A 21,669-nucleotide genomic window follows, 5' to 3' on the forward strand; every position below is an offset into this window, starting at 1 on the left:
AGGGCCAATTTATGCCCAGCCCCGGAACCAATCGAACCACCGCCACCCTGCGCCAGCAGGTGTATGCGCAACTGCGCCGCGCCATCGAGCAGGGCAGCCTGCGCGCAGGCACCCGCCTGCCGCCCTCGCGCGAGCATGCGGCCAGCCTGGGCGTGTCGCGCAACACCGTGCTGTGGGCCGTGCAGCGCCTGCAGGCCGAGGGTTATGTGGAAGCCCGCGTGGGCGACGGCACCTATGTGTCGCAGGCCGTGGCCGCCACACTGCCCGCCCCGCAAGGCCTGGTGGTGCCGCCCCGGGGCCTGTCTCGCCGGGGGCAGTTGATAGCCGACACGGCGGCGCGCTGGCGCCCGCCCCTGGCGGCGGCCAAGGCGTTTCGCATTGGCGCGCCCGAAGTCGCCACCTTTCCGTTTGCGCTGTGGGACCGCCTGACCCGCCAGGCCAGCACCGGTCAACGCAGCCACCGCGCGCAGTACCTGGACCCGGCCGGCGACCCCGACCTGCGCCAGGCCGTGGCGCAATGGCTATGGGCCTCGCGCGGCATCCGCTGCGATGCGGCGCAGGTGGTGGTGTGCTCGGGCTCGCAGCAGGGCATTGACCTGATTGCGCGGCTGCTGCTGGACGTGGGCGACGAGGTGCTGGTGGAAGACCCCGGCTACCCCGGCATCCGCGCCAGCCTGCTGGGCCACGGCGCGCTGGCGCGGCCGGTGGACATGGATGGAGACGGCCTGCGCATCGACACCGCTGCGGCGCAATGGCCGAATGCACGCATGGCCGTCGTCACACCCACGCACCAGTTCCCCACCGGCGTGTGCATGGGCCTGGCGCGAAGGCAGGCGCTGCTGCAGTGGGCGCGCGCACATGACGCCTGGGTGGTCGAGGACGACTACGACGGGGAGTTCCAGTACGGCAAGAACGATGGCAAGGCCCAGCGCGTGCCCGCCCTGTGCAGCCTGCCGGGCTCGGAGCGCGTGCTGTACGTGGGCACCTTCAGCAAGACGCTGCACCCCGGCCTGCGCCTGGGCTTTGTGGTGGTGCCGCCCGCGCTGGTGGAGGCCTTTGCCATGGCCCGCGCCATCACCGACCGGCATGCACCGGGCGACACCCAGGCCGTGCTGGCACGCTTCATTGCCGAAGGCCACCTGCTGCGCCACCTGCGGCAGATGCGCGAGCTGTACCTGCAGCGGCAGCACACGCTGCGCGCCGCACTGGCCGAGGCCAGCAACGGCGCCTGGCAACTGGCCACCAGCGATCGCGGCATGCACCTGCTGCACGAGGTAACACCCGGCACCGACGACGAAACCCTGAGCCGCCAGGCGCTGGCGGCGGGCGTGATGCTGGCGCCGCTGTCGCGCTATGCGATGCAATCGGCCCGCCGAGGCTGGCTGCTGGGCTATGCAGGGTTTGATGATGCAGAGATCCGCGCGGCCGCTCGCGTGGTGGGCGGCCTCGTGCGTCAGCGGTGATGCGGGCGCTGGTGCTTCACCACGCGCCGGGCTGAGGGGCCAGGGCCGTGCCAAGGCCCTCCGTCTGAACCACAGCCTGCGGCTCCACCTTGCGCCACCAGTGCGTGGACAGCGCGGGTGCGCGAATGTCCAGCCGCTCGCCCATGATGGGCGCCACCAGCGGCACCTGCGCTGCCGCCGCGAGCGCGGTGATGCGCTCGAACGGCTCTACCCACGGGTGCAGCGACAGGTCGAACGTGCCGTTGTGGATGGGGAACAGATGGCGCCCCTTCACGTCCAGATGGGCCTGCAGGCTCTCCTCGGGGTGCATGTGGATGTCGGGCCAGTCGGCGTTGTAGGCCCCCGTTTCGATCAGCGTCAGATCGAACGGGCCGAACCGCTCGCCAATGGCCTTGAAGCCGTCGAAGTAGCCCGTGTCGCCACTGAAGAAGATGCGCGTTTGCTCGTCGCCGTGCCCTGCCATCAGCACCCATGACGCCCACAGGGTGCTGTTGCCGTCTTGCAAACCCCGACCCGAGAAATGCTGTGCCGGCGCGGCCACCAGCTGCAGCCCGCCGATGGTGGTGCCCTGCCACCAGTCAAACTGCTGCACCTTGGCCGCCGGCACGCCCCAGGCGATGAGCCGGTCGCCCACGCCCAGCGGCGTGATGAAGTGCTCCACCTTGGGCGCGAGCTTCTGGATGGCTGCGTAGTCCAGGTGGTCGTAGTGGTCGTGCGACAGGATCACGCCGGTGATGGGCGGCAGCTCGTCAATCGTGATGGGCGGCGCGTGAAAGCGCTTGGGCCCCATGAACTGGAACGGCGAGGCGCGCTCGGAAAACACCGGGTCGGTCAGCCAGAACTGGCCGTTGATCTTGAAGAGCAGGGTGGAGTGCCCCAGGCGCCACAGGCTCAGGTCGGGCGCGGCCAGCAGGTCTGACCGCATCACCGCGTACACCGGCACGGGCTGGCGCGGCACCGAGTCGTCGGGCTTGCCGGTGGCAAAGCGCCACATCACCTGCAGCGTCTTGAGGGCGCCCAGCGCATGGCGGGGTGCCACGTTGCGAAACTTGCCACCCGCAAACTGCGGCGACTGTTCATAGGCGGCCACCGGCTGGGCGGCGCGGGAAAAGAGGCTGTAGGCCATGGCGATCAGTACAACGAAGGCGACACAAAGTGCCGGGAGCAGACGGCGGCGGCGGGCGATGGAGAGTGACACCGGATCTGCGACATAGAAATTACACTGCACAGTGTAGTTCACTTTTTAGAAAAGTAAACTATCCGGTGTAAAATTTGCGCATGATCGCCTCCCAGCCCACCCCTCGCCTGACCGACCGCAAGCGCGATGCCATCGTGCAGGCCGCCATCGGCGAGTTCCGCGAACACGGCTTCAACGGCACCAGCATGGACCGCGTGGCCGCAGCGGCGGATGTGTCCAAACGCACGGTGTACAACCACTTCCCAAGCAAGGAAGAACTGTTCGAAGCCATCCTGCTGCTGATGTGGGAGCGCAGCCAGTCACCCGACGAACTGGCCTACACCCCCACGCGCCCGCTGCGCGACCAGTTGCTGGAACTGCTGGCGCAAAAGATGCGCCTGCTCAACGACGCGAGCTTCATCGACCTGAGCCGCGTGGCCATGGCCGACATGATGCACACCCCCGAGCGTGCGCGCGGCATCACCGCCAAGCTCTCGGCCAAGGAAGAGGGCCTGCCGCGCTGGCTGCGCGCGGCCCAGCAGGATGGCCGCCTGCGCGCCACCATGGATGTGCCCTACGCCGCGCAGCAACTGCAGGGCATGGTCAAGGCATTTGCGTTCTGGCCCCAGCTGGCCATGGGCCAGCCGCCCTTGAGCGCCGCACAGCAAGCGCAAGTGGTAGGGGATGCGGTGGACATGTTCCTGGGGTTCTACGCCGCGCCCACCCAGAAGGCCAAGGCCCCCGTAAAAAAATCCCAGGCTGGAAGCACGGGCAAGGCAGCGGCAGCCCCTGTTGCCACCTCGGCGAAACCTGCCCCTCGCCGCGCCCTAGCGCGCTGACCCACGCCACCACCCTGGCCAGCAAACCGGCGTGAGGTGCGATTTGCACTACGCTCGCCCGTTTTTTCCACGCAGCCTGACACCAAGATGCCCCTCGCTCCCTACCTCGACATCGCCCCGGTCCTGGACACCGGCGTTTTCATCCACGACTCTGCCCAGGTCATCGGTGACGTCACCCTGGGCCGCGACAGCTCGGTCTGGTGCAACGCCGTGCTGCGCGGAGACGTGAACCGCATCACCGTGGGCGCGTGCAGCAACGTGCAGGACCTGACCATGGGCCATGTCTCACACCTCAACGCCAGCAAGCCCGAAGGCTCGCCGCTGGTCATCGGCGACTACGTCACGGTGGGCCATTCGGTGATCCTGCACGGCTGCCGCATCGGCAACGAATGCCTCATCGGCATGGGCTCCATCGTGATGGATGACGCCATCATCGAAGACCGCGTGATGCTGGGCGCAGGCAGCCTGGTTTCGCCTGGCAAGGTGCTGGAGAGCGGCTACCTCTACATCGGCCGCCCTGCGGTGCGCCAGCGCGCGCTGACCGATGCGGAGATTGCGTACCTCAGGTATTCGGCCGAGCACTATGTGCGGGTAAAGAACAACTACCTGGCGGGCACGCCCCAAGCGGCTGCGGTACCACCTGCGCCCCCAGCCCACCAGGGATAAAGCAGGGCCGGGATAATCGGGGGTTCCACGACCCCTGCGGCGGCACCGCATCGCCCCATTGCCTGTTTCCACCATGTCTGCCGTCGCCCCCGCCTCCACTGCCCAGCGCGTACTCTCCGTCATCCCCCCGATGACGCAGCTGAACACGCCTTACCCCTCCACCGCCTACCTCACGGGCTTTCTGCGTTCGCGCGGGGTCGCGGCATTCCAGGAAGACCTGGCCTTGGCGCTGGTGCTGCGCTTGCTGTCGCCCGAAGGTCTGAAGGCCGTGGCCGCCGAGGTGGACGCACTGCCCGCCAAAAAGCAGAGCCCCGCCGTGCAAAGTTTTGCGGCGCAAAAGGACCGCTATCTCGCCACCATAGGCCCGGCCATTGCCTTCTTGCAAGGCCGCGACAGCACGCTGGCGCACCGCATCGTGGGACGGAACTACCTGCCCGAGGGCCCGCGCTTTGCCACACTGGACGTCTATGTGGACGACGAAGGCGGCGACCCGCTGGGCTGGGCCTTTGGCGCTTTGGGCCTTACCGACAAAGCCAAGCACCTGGCCACGCTGTACCTGAACGACCTGGCCGACGTGCTGCGCGACGCGGTGGACGAGCGCTTTGAGTTTGTGCGCTATGCCGAATCGCTGGCGGGCAGCCAACCCACGTTCGACCCGCTGGCCAACGCATTGGCTGCGCCGCCCACGTTGGTCGATGAAATGTTGGAGCAGCTCACGCACGAGGCGATTGCCAAGCACCAGCCCACCGTGGTGCTGCTGTCCGTGCCGTTCCCGGGGTCTGTTTACGCGGCGTTCCGCATCGCCCAGGCCATCAAGGCGCGCCACCCGCACATCGCCACCGTGCTGGGCGGCGGCTTTGTGAACACCGAACTGCGCGAACTGGCCGACCCGCGCGTGTTTGACTTCTTTGACTACGTGACGCTGGACGCGGGCGAGCGCCCATTGCTGGCGTTGCTGGAACACCTGCGCGGTGAACGCGGCCGCCAGCGCTTGGTGCGCACCTTTGTGCGCAATGATGGAGAAGGCGGCGATGGCGCGGTGCAGTACATCAACATGATGGAAGCCGACATCGCCTTCGCCGAGGTGGGCACCCCCACCTGGGACGGCCTGCCGCTGGACCGTTATCTGTCGCTGCTGGACATGCTCAACCCTATGCACCGCCTGTGGAGCGACGGGCGCTGGAACAAGCTCACCGTGGCGCATGGCTGTTACTGGAAAAAGTGCAGCTTCTGCGACGTGAGCCTGGACTACATCAGCCGCTACGAGGGCGCCAGCGCCGCCGTGCTGGCCGACCGCATTGAGCAGATCGTGCGCGAGACGGGACAGACCGGCTTTCACTTTGTGGACGAAGCCGCGCCGCCCAAGGCACTCAAGGCGCTGGCTACCGAGCTGATCGCGCGCAACGCAGGCATCAGCTGGTGGGGCAATGTGCGGTTTGAAAAAACCTTCACGCCCGACCTGGCCGCGCTGCTGGCCGACAGCGGCTGCATTGCGATCTCGGGCGGGCTCGAAGTCGCGTCAGACCGGCTGCTCACGCTGATGAAAAAAGGCGTGTCGGTGGACCAGGTGGCGCGCGTGACCCGGGCCTTCACCGACGCGGGCATCCTGGTGCATGCTTACCTGATGTACGGCTTTCCGACCCAGACCGTGCAGGACACGGTGGATGCGCTCGAATACGTGCGCCAGTTGTTCGCCAACGGCTGCATCCAGAGCGGGTTCTTTCACCGCTTTGCCTGCACCGTGCACTCGCCCGTCGGCCAGAACCCCGAGGAGTACGGTGTGACCCTGGCGCCCCTGCCCCCGGGCGACTTCGCCAAGAACGACGTGGCCTTCATCGACCCCACGGGCGTCGACCACGACGCGCTGGGTGGCGCGCTCAAGAAGGCCATCTACAACTACATGCACGGCATCGGTCTGGAAGAAGACGTACGCACGTGGTTCCCGTTCAAGGTGCCCAAGACGACGGTGCGGCGCGACCGGATCGAGCGGGCGCTGCGCGAGCGGGGGTGAATGTAACAGGCGATACAGCTACAGTCTTCAAAGAAAAATGGCCGTTAGCGCTTTCTGTATAAGCGCTGATAGCTATCAATAACGAAGCGTTCACAAGGCGATCAACGCTTTTGCTTCTGGTAAGCCTTGTCGGCCGGTGGCCCCCGATCGGTGTCTTGCAACCCACGCTGCACATCACGGTAGGCCTGCTCGATTTGCGCGTCGGGCTTGCCATGGGTCATGTCCACCGACTCGTCACGCTCGTGGGGCAGCTTGGGCTTTTCTTCCTTCGCGGCAGACTGCCCCGCCTTCAGCGGTCCCTGCGTGTCGGGGCCGGGGGCCTGGCGTTTGGTGGTGTCGACGGAAGGTTCTGGGCCGGTGGGGGCGGGGGTGGGTTCGTCGGGGTTGGTGTTGCGGGGCATGGGGTCTCCTGGATGGGGACCGCAACGGGTCCCGTCCTGTGGATCGTAAAAACGCCCCCCTCGTCGCCGTGTAGGCCCAGAGGCCATCTAACCGACGGGCGATGGAGACGGCGCACACACGCCCTTGGCGTGGCGGGCCCCCCAAGCCATGCGACACTACTGTATGTCTCAACAGGTGTGGGCCGCACAGGCCCTTGAATCTTTCGATGCGGTGGTGTCGGCCACCGAGGGTTTTCGCAGCCGCGCTGGCCAGCGGCTGATGGCGCAGCAGGTAGCACGCACGTTCAGCAGCGCCACTCTGGGCAAGGTGGATGAAGAAAGTGGCGAGGCGGCGCCCAAGCGCTCCATTGCCGTCATCCAGGCGGGCACGGGTGTGGGCAAGTCGCTGGCGTACTGCGCACCCGCCATTGCGCTGGCGCTGTCGCGCGGCACGCGGGTGCTGATCTCCACCGCCACGGTGGCGTTGCAAGAACAGCTGGTCAACAAGGACCTGCCCGCGCTGGCCGCACTGCTGCCCCAGCCCTTCAAGTTTGCGCTGGCCAAGGGGCGCGGGCGCTATGTGTGCAAGCTCAAGCTCGACCGCCTGGCGGGCACGGGCGAGGCGGAGGAAGAGGGCGAAGACGACCTGTTTGCCGAGGAGGAAGCGGCCGCCCGCGCCAAGCGCCCCCGGCACGAAACCGAGGCGCGCATCCAGTTCTATTCGACGATGGCGCAAACCTTGTCGAAAGGCGCCTGGGATGGTGACCGCGACAGCCTGGACACGCCGCCCGAGCCCGAGGTGTGGAGCCCCGTGGCAGCCGAGGGCGCATCGTGCACCGGCAAACACTGCCCGGCTTTCAGCCAGTGCACCTACTACGACAAGCGCAAAGAGCTGGTGGGTGCGCAGGTGATCGTGGCCAACCACGATTTGCTGCTTTCATCGCTGGGCGCGCGCGTGTTGCCCGAGCTGGACAACTGCCTCCTGGTGCTGGACGAAGCCCACCACCTGCCCGCCACGGCGCTCGACCAGTTTGCTTGCAGCATGGACCTGTCGCGCATCACCTGGGTCGAGCGGCTGTCCAGCCGGGGCCTGCGCATTGGCGCGCTGCTGGAAGTTGAGGAGATTGCCGACATCCCCAAACATTCGGCCCAGCTGCGGCAGACGCTGCAGGACCTGGCGCGCATCGTGATGGATGTGTACGGCGCCCAGCTCAAGAGCCAGCCCAGCGCCTGGGGCCCGGCGCGCGTGCGCGTGCCACGCGGCGAATTGCCAGAGCAATTGATTGCCCCGCTGGGCCTGCTGGCCGCCAGCGCTGAGGGCTTCCTCGACGCCCTGCGCGCCATCAGCAAAGCCCTGCGCGCCGAGATGCGCGACAAGCCCGACGAAGCCAAGCGCCTGTCCACGCTGTATGCGCAGATCGGCATGCTGGCCCCCCGCCTGGAAGAGCTGCACGCCACCGCGCAACTGCTGCTGCAGGATGCGCCCGAAGGCGCGGTGCCCGCCGCGAAATGGTTCACGCTGGAGGTGGATGGCGACTTCATCGTGGTCAAGGCGCACGGCAGCCCCATCCTGCCCGGCACCACACTGCGCAACCACCTGTGGAGCGCGGTGCGCGGTGCGGTGCTGACCTCGGCCACGCTCACCAGCTGCGGGCACTTTGACTTCTTTCTGCGCGAGGCGGGCTTGCATGGCGATGAAGCCACCACCACGCTGGAGGTGCCCAGCCCCTTCAACTACGCCGCGCAGGGCACGCTGATTGCCGCCGAAACCCGCGCCGACCCCAAGAACGCCGCGCAGTTCACCACCGAGATGGTCGATGCGCTGCTGCACGACATCGCCCGCGTGGAATACGGCGCGCTGGTGCTGTTCACCTCGCGCGAGCAGATGCGCCAGGCCGTGGATGCATTGCCCACCGCCATGCGCAGCGTGGTGCTGGTGCAGAACGCGCTGCCGCGCACACAGCTGCTGCGCCGCCACCGCGAGCGGGTGGAGAACGGCGAGCCCTCGGTCATCTTCGGCATGCAGTCGTTTGGCGAGGGGCTGGACCTGCCCGGGCGCCTGTGCGAGTCGGTCTTCATCACCAAGCTGCCCTTTGCCCCGCCCGATGACCCCGTGGGCGAGGCCCGCGCCGAGTGGCTGCGCGCCGTGGGGCGCGACCCGTTCAGCGAGCTGGTGGTGCCCGCCACCGCCATCCGCCTGGCGCAATGGGTGGGCCGCGCGATCCGCACCGAAGAAGACATGGCGCATGTGTACTGCTACGACAAGCGCCTGACGCGCACCAGCTACGGCCAGCGGCTGCTCAAAGGGCTGCCGCCGTTTGCGCTGGAGCAACGCGCGCCGCTGTGAAGCGGCGACACTTTGCGCACCCATTTCACAACCACTACAACAACGACAGAGAGGACCCCACCATGCCCCACACCGTTCCCGCCTGCCCCCAGTGCGGCCAGGAGAACACCTACCCGGATGGCAGCAACTATGTGTGCCCCTACTGCGCCTTTGAATGGCCGCAGGTGGCCGATGCAGCGGACGCCGACGCCGATGCAGGCGACGGCATCGTCCGGGATGCCAACGGCAACCCGCTGGCCGACGGCGACGCGGTGATCCTGGTGAAAGACCTCAAGGTCAAGGGTTCGTCGTCCACGCTCAAGAAGGGCACCAAGATCAAGAGCATCCGCCTGGTCGATGGTGCCGATGGCCACAACGTGGACTGCAAGACGGACCTGGGCAGCATGCTGCTGAAGTCGGAGTTCTTGAAGAAGGCCTGATGGAGGAGGGCGGCGCCCCTGTGTCAGACAACCGCCCACAGGCATCGGCGTTCCCCGCCGACGCCCTGGCCGCCCCATGGTGCCTAGAGTCAATCGATTGCAGTGCCCGCACTCTTCGATTGATTCCCTACCACCTGCTGGAGGCCCCATGCACCCCAACTCCCCCGCCCACGACACCTTGTGGAAGCTCATCAAGGACGTCCGTTTTGGCATGCTCACGCACCGCACGTCCACAGGCATGCTGCACGCGCACCCGCTCACCACACAAAACCGGCAGCTCGATGAACAGGCCGAGCTGTACTTCTTCATCTCCCAGTCGGGCGAGCTGTACGAACGCCTTTTGACCGATGGTGAGGTGAATGTGTCGTACGCCGACCCAGGCGAGGACCGCTATGTGTCCGTGTCAGGCCAGGCGCGTTTTGTGGACGACCGCGCGCTCAAGGAGGCCCTGTGGTCGCCCCTGGCCAAGGCGTGGTTCCCCGGCGGAGCGACCGACCCGGACCTGGCACTGCTGGTGGTGCGCGTTCGCCACGCCGAATACTGGAACGTGGACGAGAGCAAGATGGTGCAGCTGTTCCAGATGGCCAAGGCGGCCTTCACTGGCGAGCCGCCGCGCAGCCTGGGTGAACACAAGGAACTCACGCTGTTCTGAGCGCCTGTGGACGATCCCTCGGGATCGGCCTGCAGGGTGTGTGTTGAGCGCCTTTCCCCAGGGCGGTGCAGCATCTGCACCGCCATCCTGTGGGTCCCCGGGGCAAATTTCAGGCAAAACCGGGCGCTAGCGCCACTGAAACATGGCTTGTTTGCTACCATTTTAGTAGTGAACGCATGCAGTACCTCCTGGGGCCCGTAGGCCCCATTTTTTGTGGGCAGCTCTTGCAAAGCAGCCAACCACCATCCATATTCCATCCATACACCATCTGTCTGGATGTTTTTTGGAGTGTGCTTGATGAGCAACCTGGTTCCCACCGCCCCCGCACGCAGCAAGGTGCCCGAGTCCGAGAAGGTCACCATCAACCTCGGTTTTGTGGACCTGGGCCACATTGACCTGCTGGTGTCCGAGGGCTTTTACGCCAACCGCACCGACTTCATCCGCACCGCCATCCGCAACCAGCTGACCGCCCAGAACGACGCGGTGCGCCAGGTGGTGGCCCGCAAGATGCTTGTGCTGGGACTGCAGCGTTTTGGCCGGGCCGAGCTGGAGGCCGTGTTGGCGGCAGGCCAGGCGCTGGAGATCCGTGTGCTGGGCCTGGCCAGCATCGACGACGACGTGCCGCCCGCACTGGCGCAGGCCACGATCGCCTCGGTGACGGTCTTGGGCGCGTTCCACGCCAGTGCAGCCGTCAAGGCCGCGCTGGCCGGGCGCATGCATTGAATCCCCGTACACAGACCGCAGCGCGTCGCCAGTGCCCGCCCGTGCCCGCATCCACCACCAAGGAGTCCCCATGGACTGGAACCTGAACCTCAAGCGCCTGATGGGCGAAGCCACCCAGCTGGTGCGCAGCGGCCAGCTGGCCGACGCCACGCGGGCCATCCAGCAAACCCTGGGCGAGGCCGTGGCGCGCCATGGCCCCCCTCCCGCACCCGCCAGCACGAGCGCGCCCCCGCTGCACGCGACCGAGCCCGAACCCACGGCAGGGAACGCCCCCCGCTGGCGCAGTGCCCACACCGCGCAAGAGGTGGAAGACGCCGTGGTCATCGACCGCAGCACCCACGCTCCGCCCGCAGAGGCACAGCCCACGACCACACCACGCCCCGCCGCCAGCCACCACCCGCTGGCGGAGCCCGCCGGCAGCTTCACCCGCGTGGCCTTCACCCACCCGGGCGCTCGGCACAACCCGCACCACTACCACCTGTACGTGCCCCCGGGCGCCACGGCAGGCACCCCCATGCCCCTGGTGCTGATGCTGCACGGCTGCACGCAGAACCCGGTGGACTTTGCGACCGGCACGGGCATGAACGACGCAGCCGCGCCCGCCAACGCCCTGGTGCTGTACCCCGAGCAACCCCACAGCGCCAACCCCAACGGCTGCTGGAACTGGTTTCGCCCTGGCGACCAGCACCGGGGCGGCGGCGAGCCCGCGCTGATCGTGGCCATGCTGCGGGATGTGATGGCGCGCCACCCGGTGGATGCGCAACGCGTCTACGTGGCGGGCCTGTCGGCCGGCGGCGCCATGGCCGCACTGCTGGGCCGCGAATACCCCGACCTGTTTGCGGCCGTGGGCGTGCACTCCGGCCTGCAGGCGGGTGCCGCGCACAACGTGATGGGCGCACTGTCGGCGATGAAGAACGGGGCCAAACCCGGTGCGGCGACCCACCATGCCGCTGACGCCCCAGCCCTGCCACTCCCACCGGTGATCGTGTTCCACGGCGACGCCGACACCACCGTACATGCACACAACGGTGAGCAGCTCATCGAGGCAACGCTGTCAACACTGGCCACGGCCCCAGGTTACGGCCAGACGACGGTGGAGACCGTGCACCAGGGCCAGTCCCGTGGTGGCCAGAGCTACACCCGCAAGGTGTACACCGCGGCGGGTGGCGCCCTGTCGGCCAGCGCACTGACTGGCACGGTGGTGGCAGAACACTGGGTGCTGCACGGCGCAGGGCACGCGTGGGCCGGTGGGCACGCGGGCGGTAGCCATACCGACCCTGCCGGGGTCGATGCCACGGCGGAGATGCTGCGGTTCTTTTTAGCGCACCCCAAGGGCTGAGGCCCGGGCCGCCGGGATCAGCGCGGAGTACGGCGCGCCTTGCGATAGCGACGGGTGGCCTCGGCCACCATGGCGTCCTTGGGCAATAGCTGGGTGCCGCCCACCCACAGCTCGGTGGCAGTGCCGCTGGCATCGCGCACGCGGCGCACCGGCTGGCCGGGGCTGGCGTAGGCCGAGGCTTTCTGGACCACGCCGGTGTCGCGCCCGGTGATGGCCAGCTCCGTGGTGGCGGCGTTGAAGGGCACGAACATGGCGGGCACCACCTGGCACACCACCTTGCCCATGGGCACCAGGTCGCTGGCGCCCCACAGGCTCCACCAGCGCCCCGCCCAGGCGGCTTCCTTTTTGCCCGGCGCACCATGCTGCTGGAACGCGAACAGGATGCTGGCAATGCCTTCCACCCACTCGGTGGACAGGCCGTCCTGCGCGTTGGTGAGCACCGTCACCGTCAAGTCGAGCGCGGGGTAACGCGCGGTGCGTGACAGGAACCCTTGCAGGCTGCCGGTGTGGCCCATCCATTCGCGCGGGCCCGGCGCGCTGAGCATGGTGCCCAGGCCGTAGTGGGACTCGAACAGGTTGCAGGGGTCGCGCCAGCGGCGCTGCGCCATCTCGCGGCGGCTGGCGGGCGACAGGATGCTGCGCTGGCTGTCTGGCGCCAGCTGCGAAAAGAAGCGGGCCACATCCGACGCGGTGGACACAAACCCGGCCGCCGGGGCCATGGCGTCGCACCGGTTGTCGCCCGGCACGATGAGGCGCTGGCCGAACGGAAACTCGCTGCTGTGGCCCACGGCCATCGGGGCGCCCCGGGCCAGGCGCGGCATGTCGGGCACGGTTTCCTGCAGGCCCGCAGCATCGATCACGTGGCGCACCATCCAGCTGGCGTACTCCGTGCCGGTGACCTGCTCCATCATCAGCCCCAGCAGGCCGTAACCGTGGTTCGAGTACTTGAGCTGCACCCCCGTCTCCAGCGGCGGCTTGTGGCGCAGATCCGCCAGCAGCTCTGCGCGGGAGAGATACGGCCGCCGGTCGAGGAACTGGCCGGCATCGGGCCCGTCGCGCGTCACGCCCGCGCTGTGCGAGAGCAGCTCGCCAATGCGCGCCCGGGCCAAGTCCTTGTGCAGGCCATTGACATAGCGGCCGATGGGGTCGTCGAGCCCGACCTTTCCCTGCTCGCGCAGCAGCATGACGCCCGCTGCCGTAAAGCTCTTGGAGTGCGACGCGATGCGCAGGCGGTGCCGGGGCGTGAGGGGTAGGTGGGTGCGCATGTCGGCCACGCCCAGGGCCAGCTCGGCCACGGTCTCGCCGCCGCGTGCAATGGCCACGGAACACCCGGGCTGGCGGTAGCGCTCCAGTTGCAGGTCCAGCCACGGCGGCAGGTAGTCCAGGGCGGCATGGAGCCAGGCGGGTTGGGTGGTGTGGTTCTTCATGGGTTGCTCGGCTCCATGCATCCAGAAACGGGGTGGGGCAGTGTAGGCCACACGCCTGGATGACACGTGGACACACAGGCCCCAAGGGCGCACAGGATGGCGGGCAGGATGGCGCGCAGGTGCGGCGGCACAATCCTTCCTTTTCGCACGCAAGCCCATGCCCCCCATCGCCGTCATCGACTTTGAAACCACCGGCGTCTCGCCCGGCCAGGGCGCGCGCGCGACCGAGGTGGCCATCGTGCTGCTGGAAGGCGGCCAGGTGGTGGACCGGTTCCAGAGCCTGATGAAAACCGGGGTGTGGATTCCGTCCTTCATCACCCAGCTCACCGGCATCACCAACGCGATGGTGAACGCCGCGCCCGACGCGGCGCAGGTGATGCAGGACGCCGCGCGTTTTGTGGGCGATGCGCCCATGGTGGCGCACAACGCATCGTTCGACAGCAAGTTCTGGCAGGCCGAGCTGGCGCTGGCCGGGCTGCCTGCACCGCAGCCGTTTGCGTGCACGGTGTTGCTGTCGCGGCGCCTGTACCCCGAGGCGCCCAGCCACAAGCTGGGCACGCTGGTGGACCACCACGGCCTGCCGCGCACGGGCCAGGCCCACCGGGCGCTGGCCGATGCCGAGATGGCCGCTGCGCTGCTGGCCCGCATGCAGCACGACCTGCGCACCCGCTGGCGGGTGGCCGAGCCCAGCTACGCCTTGCTGCAAACGCTGCAGCGCTGCGCCAAGCCCAAGGTAGGGGCGTTGCTGGCGCAGCATGCGGGGATCTGACCCCACCTTCCTGCTGGCGATACAGCAGTATGTTTACTATCAAATTAATAGCTATCAGGGCATGATTCACTAGCGCTTGCGGCACTTTTGACTTGAAATCAGAGCTGGCGACCGCTCTTCAGGGCGTGCGGCCGTGGGGGCCGCTCAAGCACTGGCGCGGCAAGTGCAGGGCCTCCTCTGCCGATAATCGACCAGGACCTGCGCGATGGGGCTGTGCCACCGATGGCGCGGCCCCGCCTTCGTCCTCACAACCTGTTCACGACGACATGAAAGGCTTGGCCATGGGGTATCTGGTACTGGGACTGGTGTTGTTTCTGGGCGTGCACTCGGTGCGCATCGTGGCCGATGGCTGGCGCACGCAGACGCGGGCGCGCCTGGGCGAGATGCCGTGGAAAGGGCTGTATTCGCTGGTGTCGGCCGTGGGCCTGGCATTCATCGTCTGGGGCTACGGCCTGGCGCGGCAGCAGCCGGTGGTGCTGTGGGTGCCGCCCATCGGCATGCGGCACGCCGCAGCCCTGCTGACGCTGATCGCCTTTGTGCTGCTGGCCGCCACCTATGTGCCGCGCAATGCCCTCAAGGCCCGGCTGCACCACCCCATGGTGCTGGGCGTGAAGGTGTGGGCGCTGGCGCATTTGCTGTCCAACGGCAACCTGGCCGACGTGCTGCTGTTTGGCAGCTTCTTGCTGTGGGCGGTTCTGAGCTTTCGCGCCGCGCGCCAGCGCGACCGGGCGCAGGGCACCGTGTACGCGGCAGGCAGCGCTGCAGGCACGGCGGCGGCTGTGGTGGTGGGTGCAGTGGCCTGGGCGGGCTTTGCGTTCTGGGGCCATGCGTGGCTGATCGGGGTGGCGCCGCTGGGGCGATGATCGAACGCTGGGAAGGCCAGCACCCCAAATGCCGGAGAATCCGCGCTTTGCGTTTTCTCCTTTCTCGCTGAGACCTCTATGACCGAAGCCACCACCCCCAACACCCCCGCCCAGCCGCCCCTGCCCGACCACCTGTCGGTCAACCCCCGCAGCCCGCACCATGTGGCCGCCGTGTTCGAGCACGACATCGGCATCCGCCTGAACGGCAAGGAGCGTTTTGATGTGGAGGAATACTGCATCAGCGAAGGCTGGGTGAAGGTGCCCGCCGGCAAGACGGTGGACCGCAAGGGCCAGCCGCTGCTCATCAAGATCAAGGGCACGGTCGAAGCTTTTTACAAGTGACCGCTGCACGGGCGGCCGCGCCGCTCGCCCCTGGTGCCTGGGTGATCCACTGCGACGGCAGTGCCTGGCCCAACCCGGGGCGCATGGGCCTGGGGGCCGTGCTGACCGGCCCCGACGGGACCGTGCGGCACCAGATCTCCGAAGCCACCACCTTTACCGGCTGCAACAACGAGGCCGAGTTGCGCGCGCTGATGTTGGCGCTGCAGTGGCTCGCGCAGCAGGGCATTGCCACATCAACCCAAGTGCACGTGTTCAGCGACAACAGCGTGCTGGTGCAGCAGCTTGGCGGCCATCCCACGGCACCGATCGCGCGGCTGGCAACGCTGTTTGAAGAAGCACGCCAGGCACTGCGGCAGTTCCCACAAGCCCAGGTCCAGTGGATTCCCCGCCACCGCAATGGCGCGGCCGATACGCTGGCCCGCGCCGCCCTGGGGCTGGCACCCAAGGCCGCCACGCCGCAAGGCCAGACCATCAAAAAGCGCCGCCGGCGCTGAGCCCCCCGCCCGGCACACGCCGTCAGGCCGGGTCGAGCCCTGCAGCCGCACGGTAGGCCTGGATGCGCGGCAGCACCGCCTGGCGACGGGCGATGCTTTGCGCAGGCCACAACCCTTCGCGTTCGTAATATTCCGCCACGGCGGGTATCCCCGGCGGCAGCACCACCCAGGGCTGTTTGGAGGCCGTGAAGATATGGATGTCGGGCGGCAGGTGATCGGGCGCATCCAGCGTGCCCACGCGCACAAACGCCATGACGGGCCCCGCGCCTGCGTAGTGGCTCCAGACTGCCACCTGGCAGCGCGGGCAACGCGCGATCTGCTGGCCCAGGCCACTTTCTGACGGGGTGTGCACCATCGACGGGGTGCCTGCGAGCAGCTCCACGCGGTCGGCCTCGATCATCGCGTTCAGCGCAAAGGCCGCGCCGCTTTCGCGCTGGCACCAGCGGCAGTGGCAGCAGTGCACAAACAGTGGGGGAGCCAACAGGCGGTAGCGCACATGGCGGCAGGTGCAGCCGCCTTCCAGCGGGTATTCAGGGGCAGGGTGGGGCATGAGGGTGGTGTCCTTGCAGCGGGGTGAGGGTGGGCACAACACCGGCCTTCAGCCGCAGGCGCGGGCCAGCAGCAGCGCCTTTTCCTGCGCGTTGCGGGTGAGGCTGGCCGCGCGCTCGAACTCGGCCCGCGCTTCAGCCCCCCGGCCCAGCTTGGCCAGCAGATCGCCGCGCACGCTGGGCAGCCAGTGGTAGTGGCGCAGCAGGGGGTCGTCGGCCAGGGCATCGACCAGCGCCAGCGCGGCTGCGGGCCCTTCGGCCATGCCCACGGCCACAGCGCGGTTGAGCGCTACGACGGGCGAGGGCGCCACCTGCAGCAATGCGTCGTACAGCGCCACGATGTGGGGCCAGTCCGTGTCTTGCGCCTGCCGGGCGCGTGCGTGGCAGGCCGCGATGGCGCCCTGCAATGCATACGGCCCCCAGGGTTTGCCGGTGCGCGCGAGCTGCTCGGCCTTGTCCAGGGCGGCCAGGCCCCGGCGCACCAGGAGGTGGTCCCAGCGCGCGCGGTCCTGGTCCATGAGCAGCACGGGCTGGCCTTGTGCATCAGTGCGTGCGGGCAGGCGCGAGGCCTGGATTTCGAGCAGGGCTACCAGGCCTTGCACCTCGGGCTCGTCGGGCGCCAGGCTGGCCAGCACCCGCACCAGGCGTTGGGCCTCGCCACACAGCGCGGGGCGCATCCAGTCGTCGCCCGCTGTGGCGGCATAACCTTCGTTGAAGATGAGGTAGATCACCTCCAGCACCGAGGCCAGGCGCGACGCGCGCTCGGCCGCGCCGGGCACTTCAAACGGCACCTGCGCGGCCGTGAGGCTGCGCTTGGCACGCACGATGCGCTGGGCCACGGTGGGCTCGGGCACCAGGAAGGCGCGCGCGATCTCGGCCGTGGTGAGGCCGCCCAGCAGCCGCAGCGTGAGCGCCACCCGCGCCTCGGTGGGCAGCACGGGGTGGCAGGCGGTGAAGATCAGGCGCAGCAGGTCGTCGCCAATGTCGTCCTGCTCGGCGTGCATCAGGGTGTCCACCACATCGGGCGCGTACTGCGCCTCGAGCGCTTCGAGGTCATGGCCTAGGGCCTCGTGCTCGCGCTGGTGCAGCGCCTGCTGGCGCAGGTGGTCGATGGCGCGGCGCTTGGCGGTCGTCATGAGCCACGCGGCCGGGTTGGCGGGCAGGCCGTCTTGGGGCCAATGCTCCAGCGCGGCCACCAGGGCGTCCTGCGCCAGCTCCTCGGCCCGGCCCACGTCGCGCGTCATGCGCGCCACGCTGGCAATGATGCGCGCGGCCTCGATGCGCCACACCGAGTCGATGCTGCGGTGCAGGGCATCGCGGTCGGGCAGGGCAGAAGGTTTCACGCGATCAAAAGGTGTGAATGAATCCGGCGCATTCATTCACAGGTTCTCAGCCCAGCGCCTTGCTGGCATCCACCATGTGCACAAACTCCCAGGTGTGGCCGTCCAAGTCGTCAAAGCTGCGCGAGTACATGAAGCCCAGGTCTTGCGCCGGGCGCGGTGTGGTGCCGCCTGCAGCCACGGCCCTGTCCACCAGCGCATCGACCTCTTCGCGACTGCTGCACGAGAAGCACACCAGCACCTCCGACGTGGTGCGTGCGTCGGCAATCGTTTTGTCGGTGAAGGTTTGATAGAAGCTCTTGACCAGCAGCATCACGAAGAGGTTCTCGCCCACCACCAGGCAGGCGCCTTGGTCGTTGGTGAACTGGGGGTTGAACTCGTAGCCCAGCGCGCGGAAAAACGCCTGCGAGCGGGCCATGTTCTCGATGGGCAGGTTCACAAAAATCTGTTGATGCATGACGGACTCCTGAAGGGTGAGGACGGTAATGGGAAACGGAGGGTTTGGCAAAGGCCGAGGGGCGGCGGACGGCATTCACGTTGCGGGCTTTTGCGCCACGGACTGCAGGTTGGCCAGGCCATCCTCGAAGTCCTGCCCCACCATGCGGTCCATGTTGAACACCAGGTGGGCGATCTTGGCCAGGTAGGGCACGGGGCCCTGCATGGCCCAGGTGACGCGGGTGGCCTCTGCGCCTTCGGGCTGCAGGGTGAATTCCACCTGGTTGTGGGCTTCAAAGGGCTTCACAAAGTCGAGCTTCATGCCCACGCGGCGGGGCGCGGTGGCCTCGACGATCTCCATGCTGCCCACGCCCACCTTGTCGCTCTGCCAGGCGTAGCGAGCGCCGGGGCCGCTGGTGGCGGCGCTGTACTGGCCCTGGATGGCCGGGTCTTTGCGTTCATACGGGTTCCAGGTGTTGAACTGGCGCAGGTCGTGGATGAGCCCGTACACCCGCTGGGGCGGTGCCGCAATCACGCGGCTGCGCTCCACGCGGAAGGTGTCGGGGCGGGTGGCGGCAAACGCCAGCAGCAGCGCCAGGGCCGCCAGCAGCACGAGGGCGATGGTCTTGATCATGGGGATGTTGTCCTTCACGCAGGGCATCAGCCGCGCAGGGCTTCGAGGTCGCGGAACTGTTCGACGCCATCCACCCCGGCAAAGTCCTCCATCTCATAGAGCTGGCGCACTTCGATCTCGGCATTCAGGCCCTCGCCGCGTGGATTGGGAAAGCGGCGGGTCCATTCCAGCGCCTCGTCGCGGCTGCGCACCTGGATGAGTGTGTAGCCTGCGATCAGCTCCTTGGTCTCGGTGAACGGGCCGTCGGTGACGGTGCGAGTGCCACTGGCGCCGTAGCCCACGCGCCAGCCTTTGGAGGAGGGCTGCAGGCCACTGGCGTCCAGCAGCACGCCGGCCCGCGCGAGTTCTTCGTGGTAGCGGGCCATCGCAGTCATCAGGGCTGCGGTCGGCTGGCAGCCCTGCTCGGATTCGGCGGTGGCCTGGATGACGATCATGAAGCGCATGGGGTTCTCCTCAGGGTAGTAAAAAATGCGGAAGCGCCGACGGTCCTTGCCAGGTGCTTCACAGTGACGACGAATGGGAGCGCCCGAAATCGACATCCGGATGTGCCAGCCCGGGTGAAACGAGGGTTAACACCTATCCTGGCCGGTTAGCGCGCGGGGCGGGTGAGGGGCCGCCATAGGGAGACTACTGAGCGCCCGCACTGGGTTTTGCAACCCCTGGTCGATACAATTTGTAAAGATTGATTCATCGGTCCCGGGACTTCGCCCCGCATCCTCCCGCCCGCCAGCGAGGTCCCCACGGGGGGACAACCGCCAGCCACACGCCGTGCCTTTGCCATGAAACGAGGATCGACCTATCGACAGCGGCCACACCGCCCATGGGTGGTATTGGGGCTGTGCGCTGGCATGGCGGCAGCCCACGCGCAGTCCGACATCGCCGCCATGGCCGACCTGCCGCTGGAGCAGCTCATGCAGATGCAGGTCACCACGGCCAGCCGGTATGCACAGACGGCCCTGGAGGCCCCGGCGGCCGTGAGCGTGGTGACCGCCGATGACATCCAGCTGTTTGGCTACCGCACGCTGGCCGATGTGCTGGCCAGCATGCGCGGGCTGTACGTGTCCTACGACCGCAGCTACCACTATCTGGGCACACGGGGTTTTGCCACGCCGGGCGACTACAACACGCGGGTGCTGCTGCTTGTCAACGGCGTGCGCTTCAACGACAACCTCTACGACCAGGCGAGCATCGGCACGGACTTTCCCATCGACCTGGACCTGGTGGAACGGGTGGAATTTGTGCCTGGCCCCGGGTCGGCGGTGTATGGGGCCAATGCGTTTTTTGGCGTGGTCAATGTCATCACCCGCGACGGTCGCCAACTGGGCGGGCCCCAGGTGAGCACCGAGGCCGGCAGCCATGGCTACGCCAAGCTGCGGTTTTCGGTAGGCGCCTTCGATGCGCAGGGAGGCGACTGGCTGATCGCGGCCACGCGCTCCACCGCACGCGGAGCCGACCAGTACTACCCCGCGTTCGATGCGCCCGCCAGCCACCAGGGCGTGGCGCACGGCCTGGACTATGACCGCAGCACCCAGCTGTTCGCCCGCATGCGACGCGATGGGCTGACGCTGACCCTGTCCCACGGCGAGCGCACCAAGGGCATCCCGACTGCAGCGTTCTCGCAGGTTTTCAACGACCCGCGCTCGCGGTACATCGACACCAGCACGCGCGTGGCCGCCGAATACACCGCGCAATGGCAGCCGACGCTGGCCTTCACTGCACGCCTGCACGCAGGGCGCTACCAGTACGTGGGCGACTACGTGTACGACTACCCGCCCGTGACGGTGAACCGCGACGTCGGCACCGGCCAGTGGTGGGGCACCGAATGGCAATGGGTGAGCACGGCCTTGGCGCGGCACAAGCTGTCGTGGGGGCTGGACTACCGGCGCGACACCCGCATCGCTCAGCGCAATGACGACTTGGACCCGCCCGCGCAGTACCTTGACACACGCCGCAACGGCAATGTGCTGGGCGTCTATGTGCAGGATGAGTTTGCACTGCGCCCCGACCTCACGCTGCACACCGGCTTGCGATGGGGGCAGCAGTCGGGCAGCGCGGGCGCCTTGCACCCCCGCCTGGGGCTGGTGTACTGGTGGGACGCTGCCACCGCTGTCAAGCTGCTGCATGGCACGGCCTACCGTCCGGCCAATGCCTACGAGCGCGACTACCGCGTGAACCTGCCTGGCGGCGTGGTGGACACCACCAGCATCCGGTCCGAGCGTGTGCGCACCACCGAACTGGCCGTGGAGCATGCCCCGACCGGGGCCACGCGCCTGCTGCTGACGGCATTCCGGTCGGGGGTGAGCGACCTGATCTCGCTGGACAGCCTGGGCCACTCGGACCGGCTCACCTTCAACAACACCCGCACCGTCAAGGTGCATGGCCTGGAGGCCGAGGCCGAACAACGCTGGGCGGGCGGGCGGCGCCTGCGCGTGGCCTACGGGTGGCAAAAGGCGCGGGACCCGTCAACGGATGGAGCGCTGACCAACTCGCCCCGGCACCTGCTCAAGCTCCAGTGGTCCGACGTATTGCACACGCCTGCGAACTGGGGCTGGAACCCGGGCCGCTACGCCATCGAGGCCATCGGCATCGGCCCGCGCAACACCGTGCTCAACGCCCGCCTGCCCGGGCATGTGCTGACCCATCTGACCTATTCCACGCGCATTGCGGATGTGGATGTATCGCTGGGGGTGTACAACCTGTTCAACCGCCGCTACGCAGACCCCGCTTCGTTCGAGGTGCGGGAAGATGCGATCCGGCAGGACGGGCGTACCTACCGCATCAAGCTGACGTACGTGTTCTGA

The 21,669-nt window shown here is 67.7% G+C and carries 21 protein-coding genes and 1 pseudogene; 14 read left to right on the forward strand and 8 right to left on the reverse strand.

All coding sequences use genetic code 11. The features are described 5' to 3' along the window. The first annotated feature begins 11 nt into the window (after nt 1-11). Nucleotides 12-1,463 carry a PLP-dependent aminotransferase family protein gene (locus N4G42_RS00300; RefSeq protein WP_260665721.1) on the forward strand — a complete coding sequence of 484 codons (1,452 nt, stop codon included), beginning with the start codon at nt 12-14 and terminating at the stop codon, nt 1,461-1,463. Between the two features lie 16 nt (nt 1,464-1,479). Here the strand turns inward: N4G42_RS00300 and N4G42_RS00305 are convergent, their stop codons facing one another. Further along, nucleotides 1,480-2,589 carry an MBL fold metallo-hydrolase gene (locus N4G42_RS00305; RefSeq protein ID WP_260665722.1) on the reverse strand — a complete coding sequence of 370 codons (1,110 nt, stop codon included), beginning with the start codon at nt 2,587-2,589 and terminating at the stop codon, nt 1,480-1,482. 152 nt (nt 2,590-2,741) lie between these two features. Here N4G42_RS00305 and N4G42_RS00310 point away from each other — a divergent pair. The 3 genes and pseudogenes from N4G42_RS00310 to N4G42_RS00320 form a co-directional block, all read left to right on the forward strand. Beyond that, nucleotides 2,742-3,356, forward strand: a pseudogene (locus N4G42_RS00310) (TetR/AcrR family transcriptional regulator); the annotation flags it as partial. A gap of 210 nt (nt 3,357-3,566) precedes the next feature. Continuing rightward, nucleotides 3,567-4,145 carry a gamma carbonic anhydrase family protein gene (locus N4G42_RS00315; RefSeq protein WP_260665724.1) on the forward strand — a complete coding sequence of 193 codons (579 nt, stop codon included), beginning with the start codon at nt 3,567-3,569 and terminating at the stop codon, nt 4,143-4,145. A gap of 130 nt (nt 4,146-4,275) precedes the next feature. After that, nucleotides 4,276-6,156 (forward strand): B12-binding domain-containing radical SAM protein, encoded by a 1,881-nt coding sequence (locus tag N4G42_RS00320; RefSeq protein ID WP_260665892.1) that lies wholly within the window; start codon nt 4,276-4,278, stop codon nt 6,154-6,156. Nucleotides 6,157-6,257: 101 nt separating this feature from the next. Here N4G42_RS00320 and N4G42_RS00325 read toward each other — a convergent pair whose 3' ends face one another. Continuing rightward, nucleotides 6,258-6,557, reverse strand: a complete 300-nt coding sequence (locus N4G42_RS00325) for a hypothetical protein (protein ID WP_260665725.1) — start codon at nt 6,555-6,557, stop codon at nt 6,258-6,260. Between the two features lie 163 nt (nt 6,558-6,720). On the opposite strand from N4G42_RS00325, the gene dinG reads away from it, so the two are divergent. The 5 genes from dinG to N4G42_RS00350 all read left to right on the forward strand — a co-directional run bounded on the left by dinG (nt 6,721) and on the right by N4G42_RS00350 (nt 12,016). Beyond that, nucleotides 6,721-8,883: an ATP-dependent DNA helicase DinG gene (dinG, locus tag N4G42_RS00330; RefSeq protein ID WP_260665726.1), complete on the forward strand. Its 2,163-nt coding sequence runs from the start codon at nt 6,721-6,723 to the stop codon at nt 8,881-8,883. 62 nt (nt 8,884-8,945) lie between these two features. Next, entirely contained in the window at nt 8,946-9,302 is a 357-nt protein-coding gene (locus tag N4G42_RS00335; protein ID WP_260665727.1) for a zinc ribbon domain-containing protein YjdM, read from the forward strand. A gap of 148 nt (nt 9,303-9,450) precedes the next feature. Beyond that, nucleotides 9,451-9,954 carry a pyridoxamine 5'-phosphate oxidase family protein gene (locus tag N4G42_RS00340; RefSeq protein WP_260665728.1) on the forward strand — a complete coding sequence of 168 codons (504 nt, stop codon included), beginning with the start codon at nt 9,451-9,453 and terminating at the stop codon, nt 9,952-9,954. 297 nt (nt 9,955-10,251) lie between these two features. After that, nucleotides 10,252-10,677: a hypothetical protein gene (locus tag N4G42_RS00345; RefSeq protein ID WP_056057652.1), complete on the forward strand. Its 426-nt coding sequence runs from the start codon at nt 10,252-10,254 to the stop codon at nt 10,675-10,677. A gap of 70 nt (nt 10,678-10,747) precedes the next feature. Further along, nucleotides 10,748-12,016, forward strand: a complete 1,269-nt coding sequence (locus N4G42_RS00350) for an alpha/beta hydrolase family esterase (protein WP_260665729.1) — start codon at nt 10,748-10,750, stop codon at nt 12,014-12,016. A 17-nt stretch (nt 12,017-12,033) separates the two neighbouring features. Here the strand turns inward: N4G42_RS00350 and N4G42_RS00355 are convergent, their stop codons facing one another. Next, on the reverse strand, nt 12,034-13,443 hold the full coding sequence (locus tag N4G42_RS00355) for a serine hydrolase domain-containing protein (protein ID WP_260665730.1): 1,410 nt from the start codon (nt 13,441-13,443) through the stop codon (nt 12,034-12,036). Between the two features lie 157 nt (nt 13,444-13,600). On the opposite strand from N4G42_RS00355, the gene N4G42_RS00360 reads away from it, so the two are divergent. From N4G42_RS00360 to N4G42_RS00375, 4 genes are all read left to right on the forward strand, one after another. Continuing rightward, entirely contained in the window at nt 13,601-14,212 is a 612-nt protein-coding gene (locus N4G42_RS00360; RefSeq protein ID WP_056742547.1) for a PolC-type DNA polymerase III, read from the forward strand. A gap of 281 nt (nt 14,213-14,493) precedes the next feature. Continuing rightward, complete coding sequence (locus N4G42_RS00365; RefSeq protein ID WP_056742546.1) at nt 14,494-15,075, forward strand: NnrU family protein; 582 nt, start codon at nt 14,494-14,496, stop codon at nt 15,073-15,075. 78 nt (nt 15,076-15,153) lie between these two features. Further along, on the forward strand, nt 15,154-15,417 hold the full coding sequence (locus tag N4G42_RS00370; RefSeq protein WP_056742544.1) for a DUF3297 family protein: 264 nt from the start codon (nt 15,154-15,156) through the stop codon (nt 15,415-15,417). After that, complete coding sequence (locus N4G42_RS00375; protein WP_082564842.1) at nt 15,414-15,911, forward strand: ribonuclease HI family protein; 498 nt, start codon at nt 15,414-15,416, stop codon at nt 15,909-15,911. Before N4G42_RS00370 ends, N4G42_RS00375 begins: the two co-directional genes overlap by 4 nt. Before the next feature lie 22 nt (nt 15,912-15,933). Here the strand turns inward: N4G42_RS00375 and N4G42_RS00380 are convergent, their stop codons facing one another. The 5 genes from N4G42_RS00380 to N4G42_RS00400 all read right to left on the reverse strand — a co-directional run bounded on the left by N4G42_RS00380 (nt 15,934) and on the right by N4G42_RS00400 (nt 19,311). Continuing rightward, nucleotides 15,934-16,461 carry a GFA family protein gene (locus N4G42_RS00380; protein ID WP_056742542.1) on the reverse strand — a complete coding sequence of 176 codons (528 nt, stop codon included), beginning with the start codon at nt 16,459-16,461 and terminating at the stop codon, nt 15,934-15,936. Nucleotides 16,462-16,509: 48 nt separating this feature from the next. Continuing rightward, complete coding sequence (locus N4G42_RS00385; protein ID WP_260665734.1) at nt 16,510-17,802, reverse strand: RNA polymerase sigma factor; 1,293 nt, start codon at nt 17,800-17,802, stop codon at nt 16,510-16,512. Between the two features lie 46 nt (nt 17,803-17,848). Next, nucleotides 17,849-18,256 carry a VOC family protein gene (locus N4G42_RS00390; protein WP_099731659.1) on the reverse strand — a complete coding sequence of 136 codons (408 nt, stop codon included), beginning with the start codon at nt 18,254-18,256 and terminating at the stop codon, nt 17,849-17,851. A 75-nt stretch (nt 18,257-18,331) separates the two neighbouring features. Next, nucleotides 18,332-18,868 (reverse strand): SRPBCC family protein, encoded by a 537-nt coding sequence (locus N4G42_RS00395; RefSeq protein WP_260665735.1) that lies wholly within the window; start codon nt 18,866-18,868, stop codon nt 18,332-18,334. Nucleotides 18,869-18,894: 26 nt separating this feature from the next. Further along, nucleotides 18,895-19,311, reverse strand: coding sequence for a YciI family protein (locus N4G42_RS00400; protein WP_260665736.1), 417 nt, complete (start codon nt 19,309-19,311; stop codon nt 18,895-18,897). Between the two features lie 405 nt (nt 19,312-19,716). On the opposite strand from N4G42_RS00400, the gene N4G42_RS00405 reads away from it, so the two are divergent. Next, the gene (locus tag N4G42_RS00405; protein ID WP_260665737.1) at nt 19,717-21,669 is read left to right on the forward strand and encodes a TonB-dependent siderophore receptor; all 1,953 of its coding nucleotides are present in this window, start codon (nt 19,717-19,719) and stop codon (nt 21,667-21,669) included.

Source organism: Acidovorax sp. K2F (assembly GCF_025246485.1).
In the GTDB taxonomy this organism is placed as follows: Bacteria; Pseudomonadota; Gammaproteobacteria; order Burkholderiales; family Burkholderiaceae_C; genus Acidovorax; species Acidovorax delafieldii.

Bases quoted from the DNA above. Each gene is read 5' to 3' on its own strand.
- N4G42_RS00300 (WP_260665721.1), top strand. From the start codon at position 12: ATGCCCAGCCCCGGAACCAATCGAACCACCGCCACCCTGCGCCAGCAG.
- N4G42_RS00305 (WP_260665722.1), bottom strand. From the start codon at position 2,589: ATGGCCTACAGCCTCTTTTCCCGCGCCGCCCAGCCGGTGGCCGCCTAT.
- N4G42_RS00315 (WP_260665724.1), top strand. From the start codon at position 3,567: ATGCCCCTCGCTCCCTACCTCGACATCGCCCCGGTCCTGGACACCGGC.
- N4G42_RS00320 (WP_260665892.1), top strand. From the start codon at position 4,276: ATGACGCAGCTGAACACGCCTTACCCCTCCACCGCCTACCTCACGGGC.
- N4G42_RS00325 (WP_260665725.1), bottom strand. From the start codon at position 6,557: ATGCCCCGCAACACCAACCCCGACGAACCCACCCCCGCCCCCACCGGC.
- dinG (WP_260665726.1), top strand. From the start codon at position 6,721: ATGTCTCAACAGGTGTGGGCCGCACAGGCCCTTGAATCTTTCGATGCG.
- N4G42_RS00335 (WP_260665727.1), top strand. From the start codon at position 8,946: ATGCCCCACACCGTTCCCGCCTGCCCCCAGTGCGGCCAGGAGAACACC.
- N4G42_RS00340 (WP_260665728.1), top strand. From the start codon at position 9,451: ATGCACCCCAACTCCCCCGCCCACGACACCTTGTGGAAGCTCATCAAG.
- N4G42_RS00345 (WP_056057652.1), top strand. From the start codon at position 10,252: ATGAGCAACCTGGTTCCCACCGCCCCCGCACGCAGCAAGGTGCCCGAG.
- N4G42_RS00350 (WP_260665729.1), top strand. From the start codon at position 10,748: ATGGACTGGAACCTGAACCTCAAGCGCCTGATGGGCGAAGCCACCCAG.
- N4G42_RS00355 (WP_260665730.1), bottom strand. From the start codon at position 13,443: ATGAAGAACCACACCACCCAACCCGCCTGGCTCCATGCCGCCCTGGAC.
- N4G42_RS00360 (WP_056742547.1), top strand. From the start codon at position 13,601: ATGCCCCCCATCGCCGTCATCGACTTTGAAACCACCGGCGTCTCGCCC.
- N4G42_RS00365 (WP_056742546.1), top strand. From the start codon at position 14,494: ATGGGGTATCTGGTACTGGGACTGGTGTTGTTTCTGGGCGTGCACTCG.
- N4G42_RS00370 (WP_056742544.1), top strand. From the start codon at position 15,154: ATGACCGAAGCCACCACCCCCAACACCCCCGCCCAGCCGCCCCTGCCC.
- N4G42_RS00380 (WP_056742542.1), bottom strand. From the start codon at position 16,461: ATGCCCCACCCTGCCCCTGAATACCCGCTGGAAGGCGGCTGCACCTGC.
- N4G42_RS00390 (WP_099731659.1), bottom strand. From the start codon at position 18,256: ATGCATCAACAGATTTTTGTGAACCTGCCCATCGAGAACATGGCCCGC.
- N4G42_RS00395 (WP_260665735.1), bottom strand. From the start codon at position 18,868: ATGATCAAGACCATCGCCCTCGTGCTGCTGGCGGCCCTGGCGCTGCTG.
- N4G42_RS00400 (WP_260665736.1), bottom strand. From the start codon at position 19,311: ATGCGCTTCATGATCGTCATCCAGGCCACCGCCGAATCCGAGCAGGGC.
- N4G42_RS00405 (WP_260665737.1), top strand. From the start codon at position 19,717: ATGGCGGCAGCCCACGCGCAGTCCGACATCGCCGCCATGGCCGACCTG.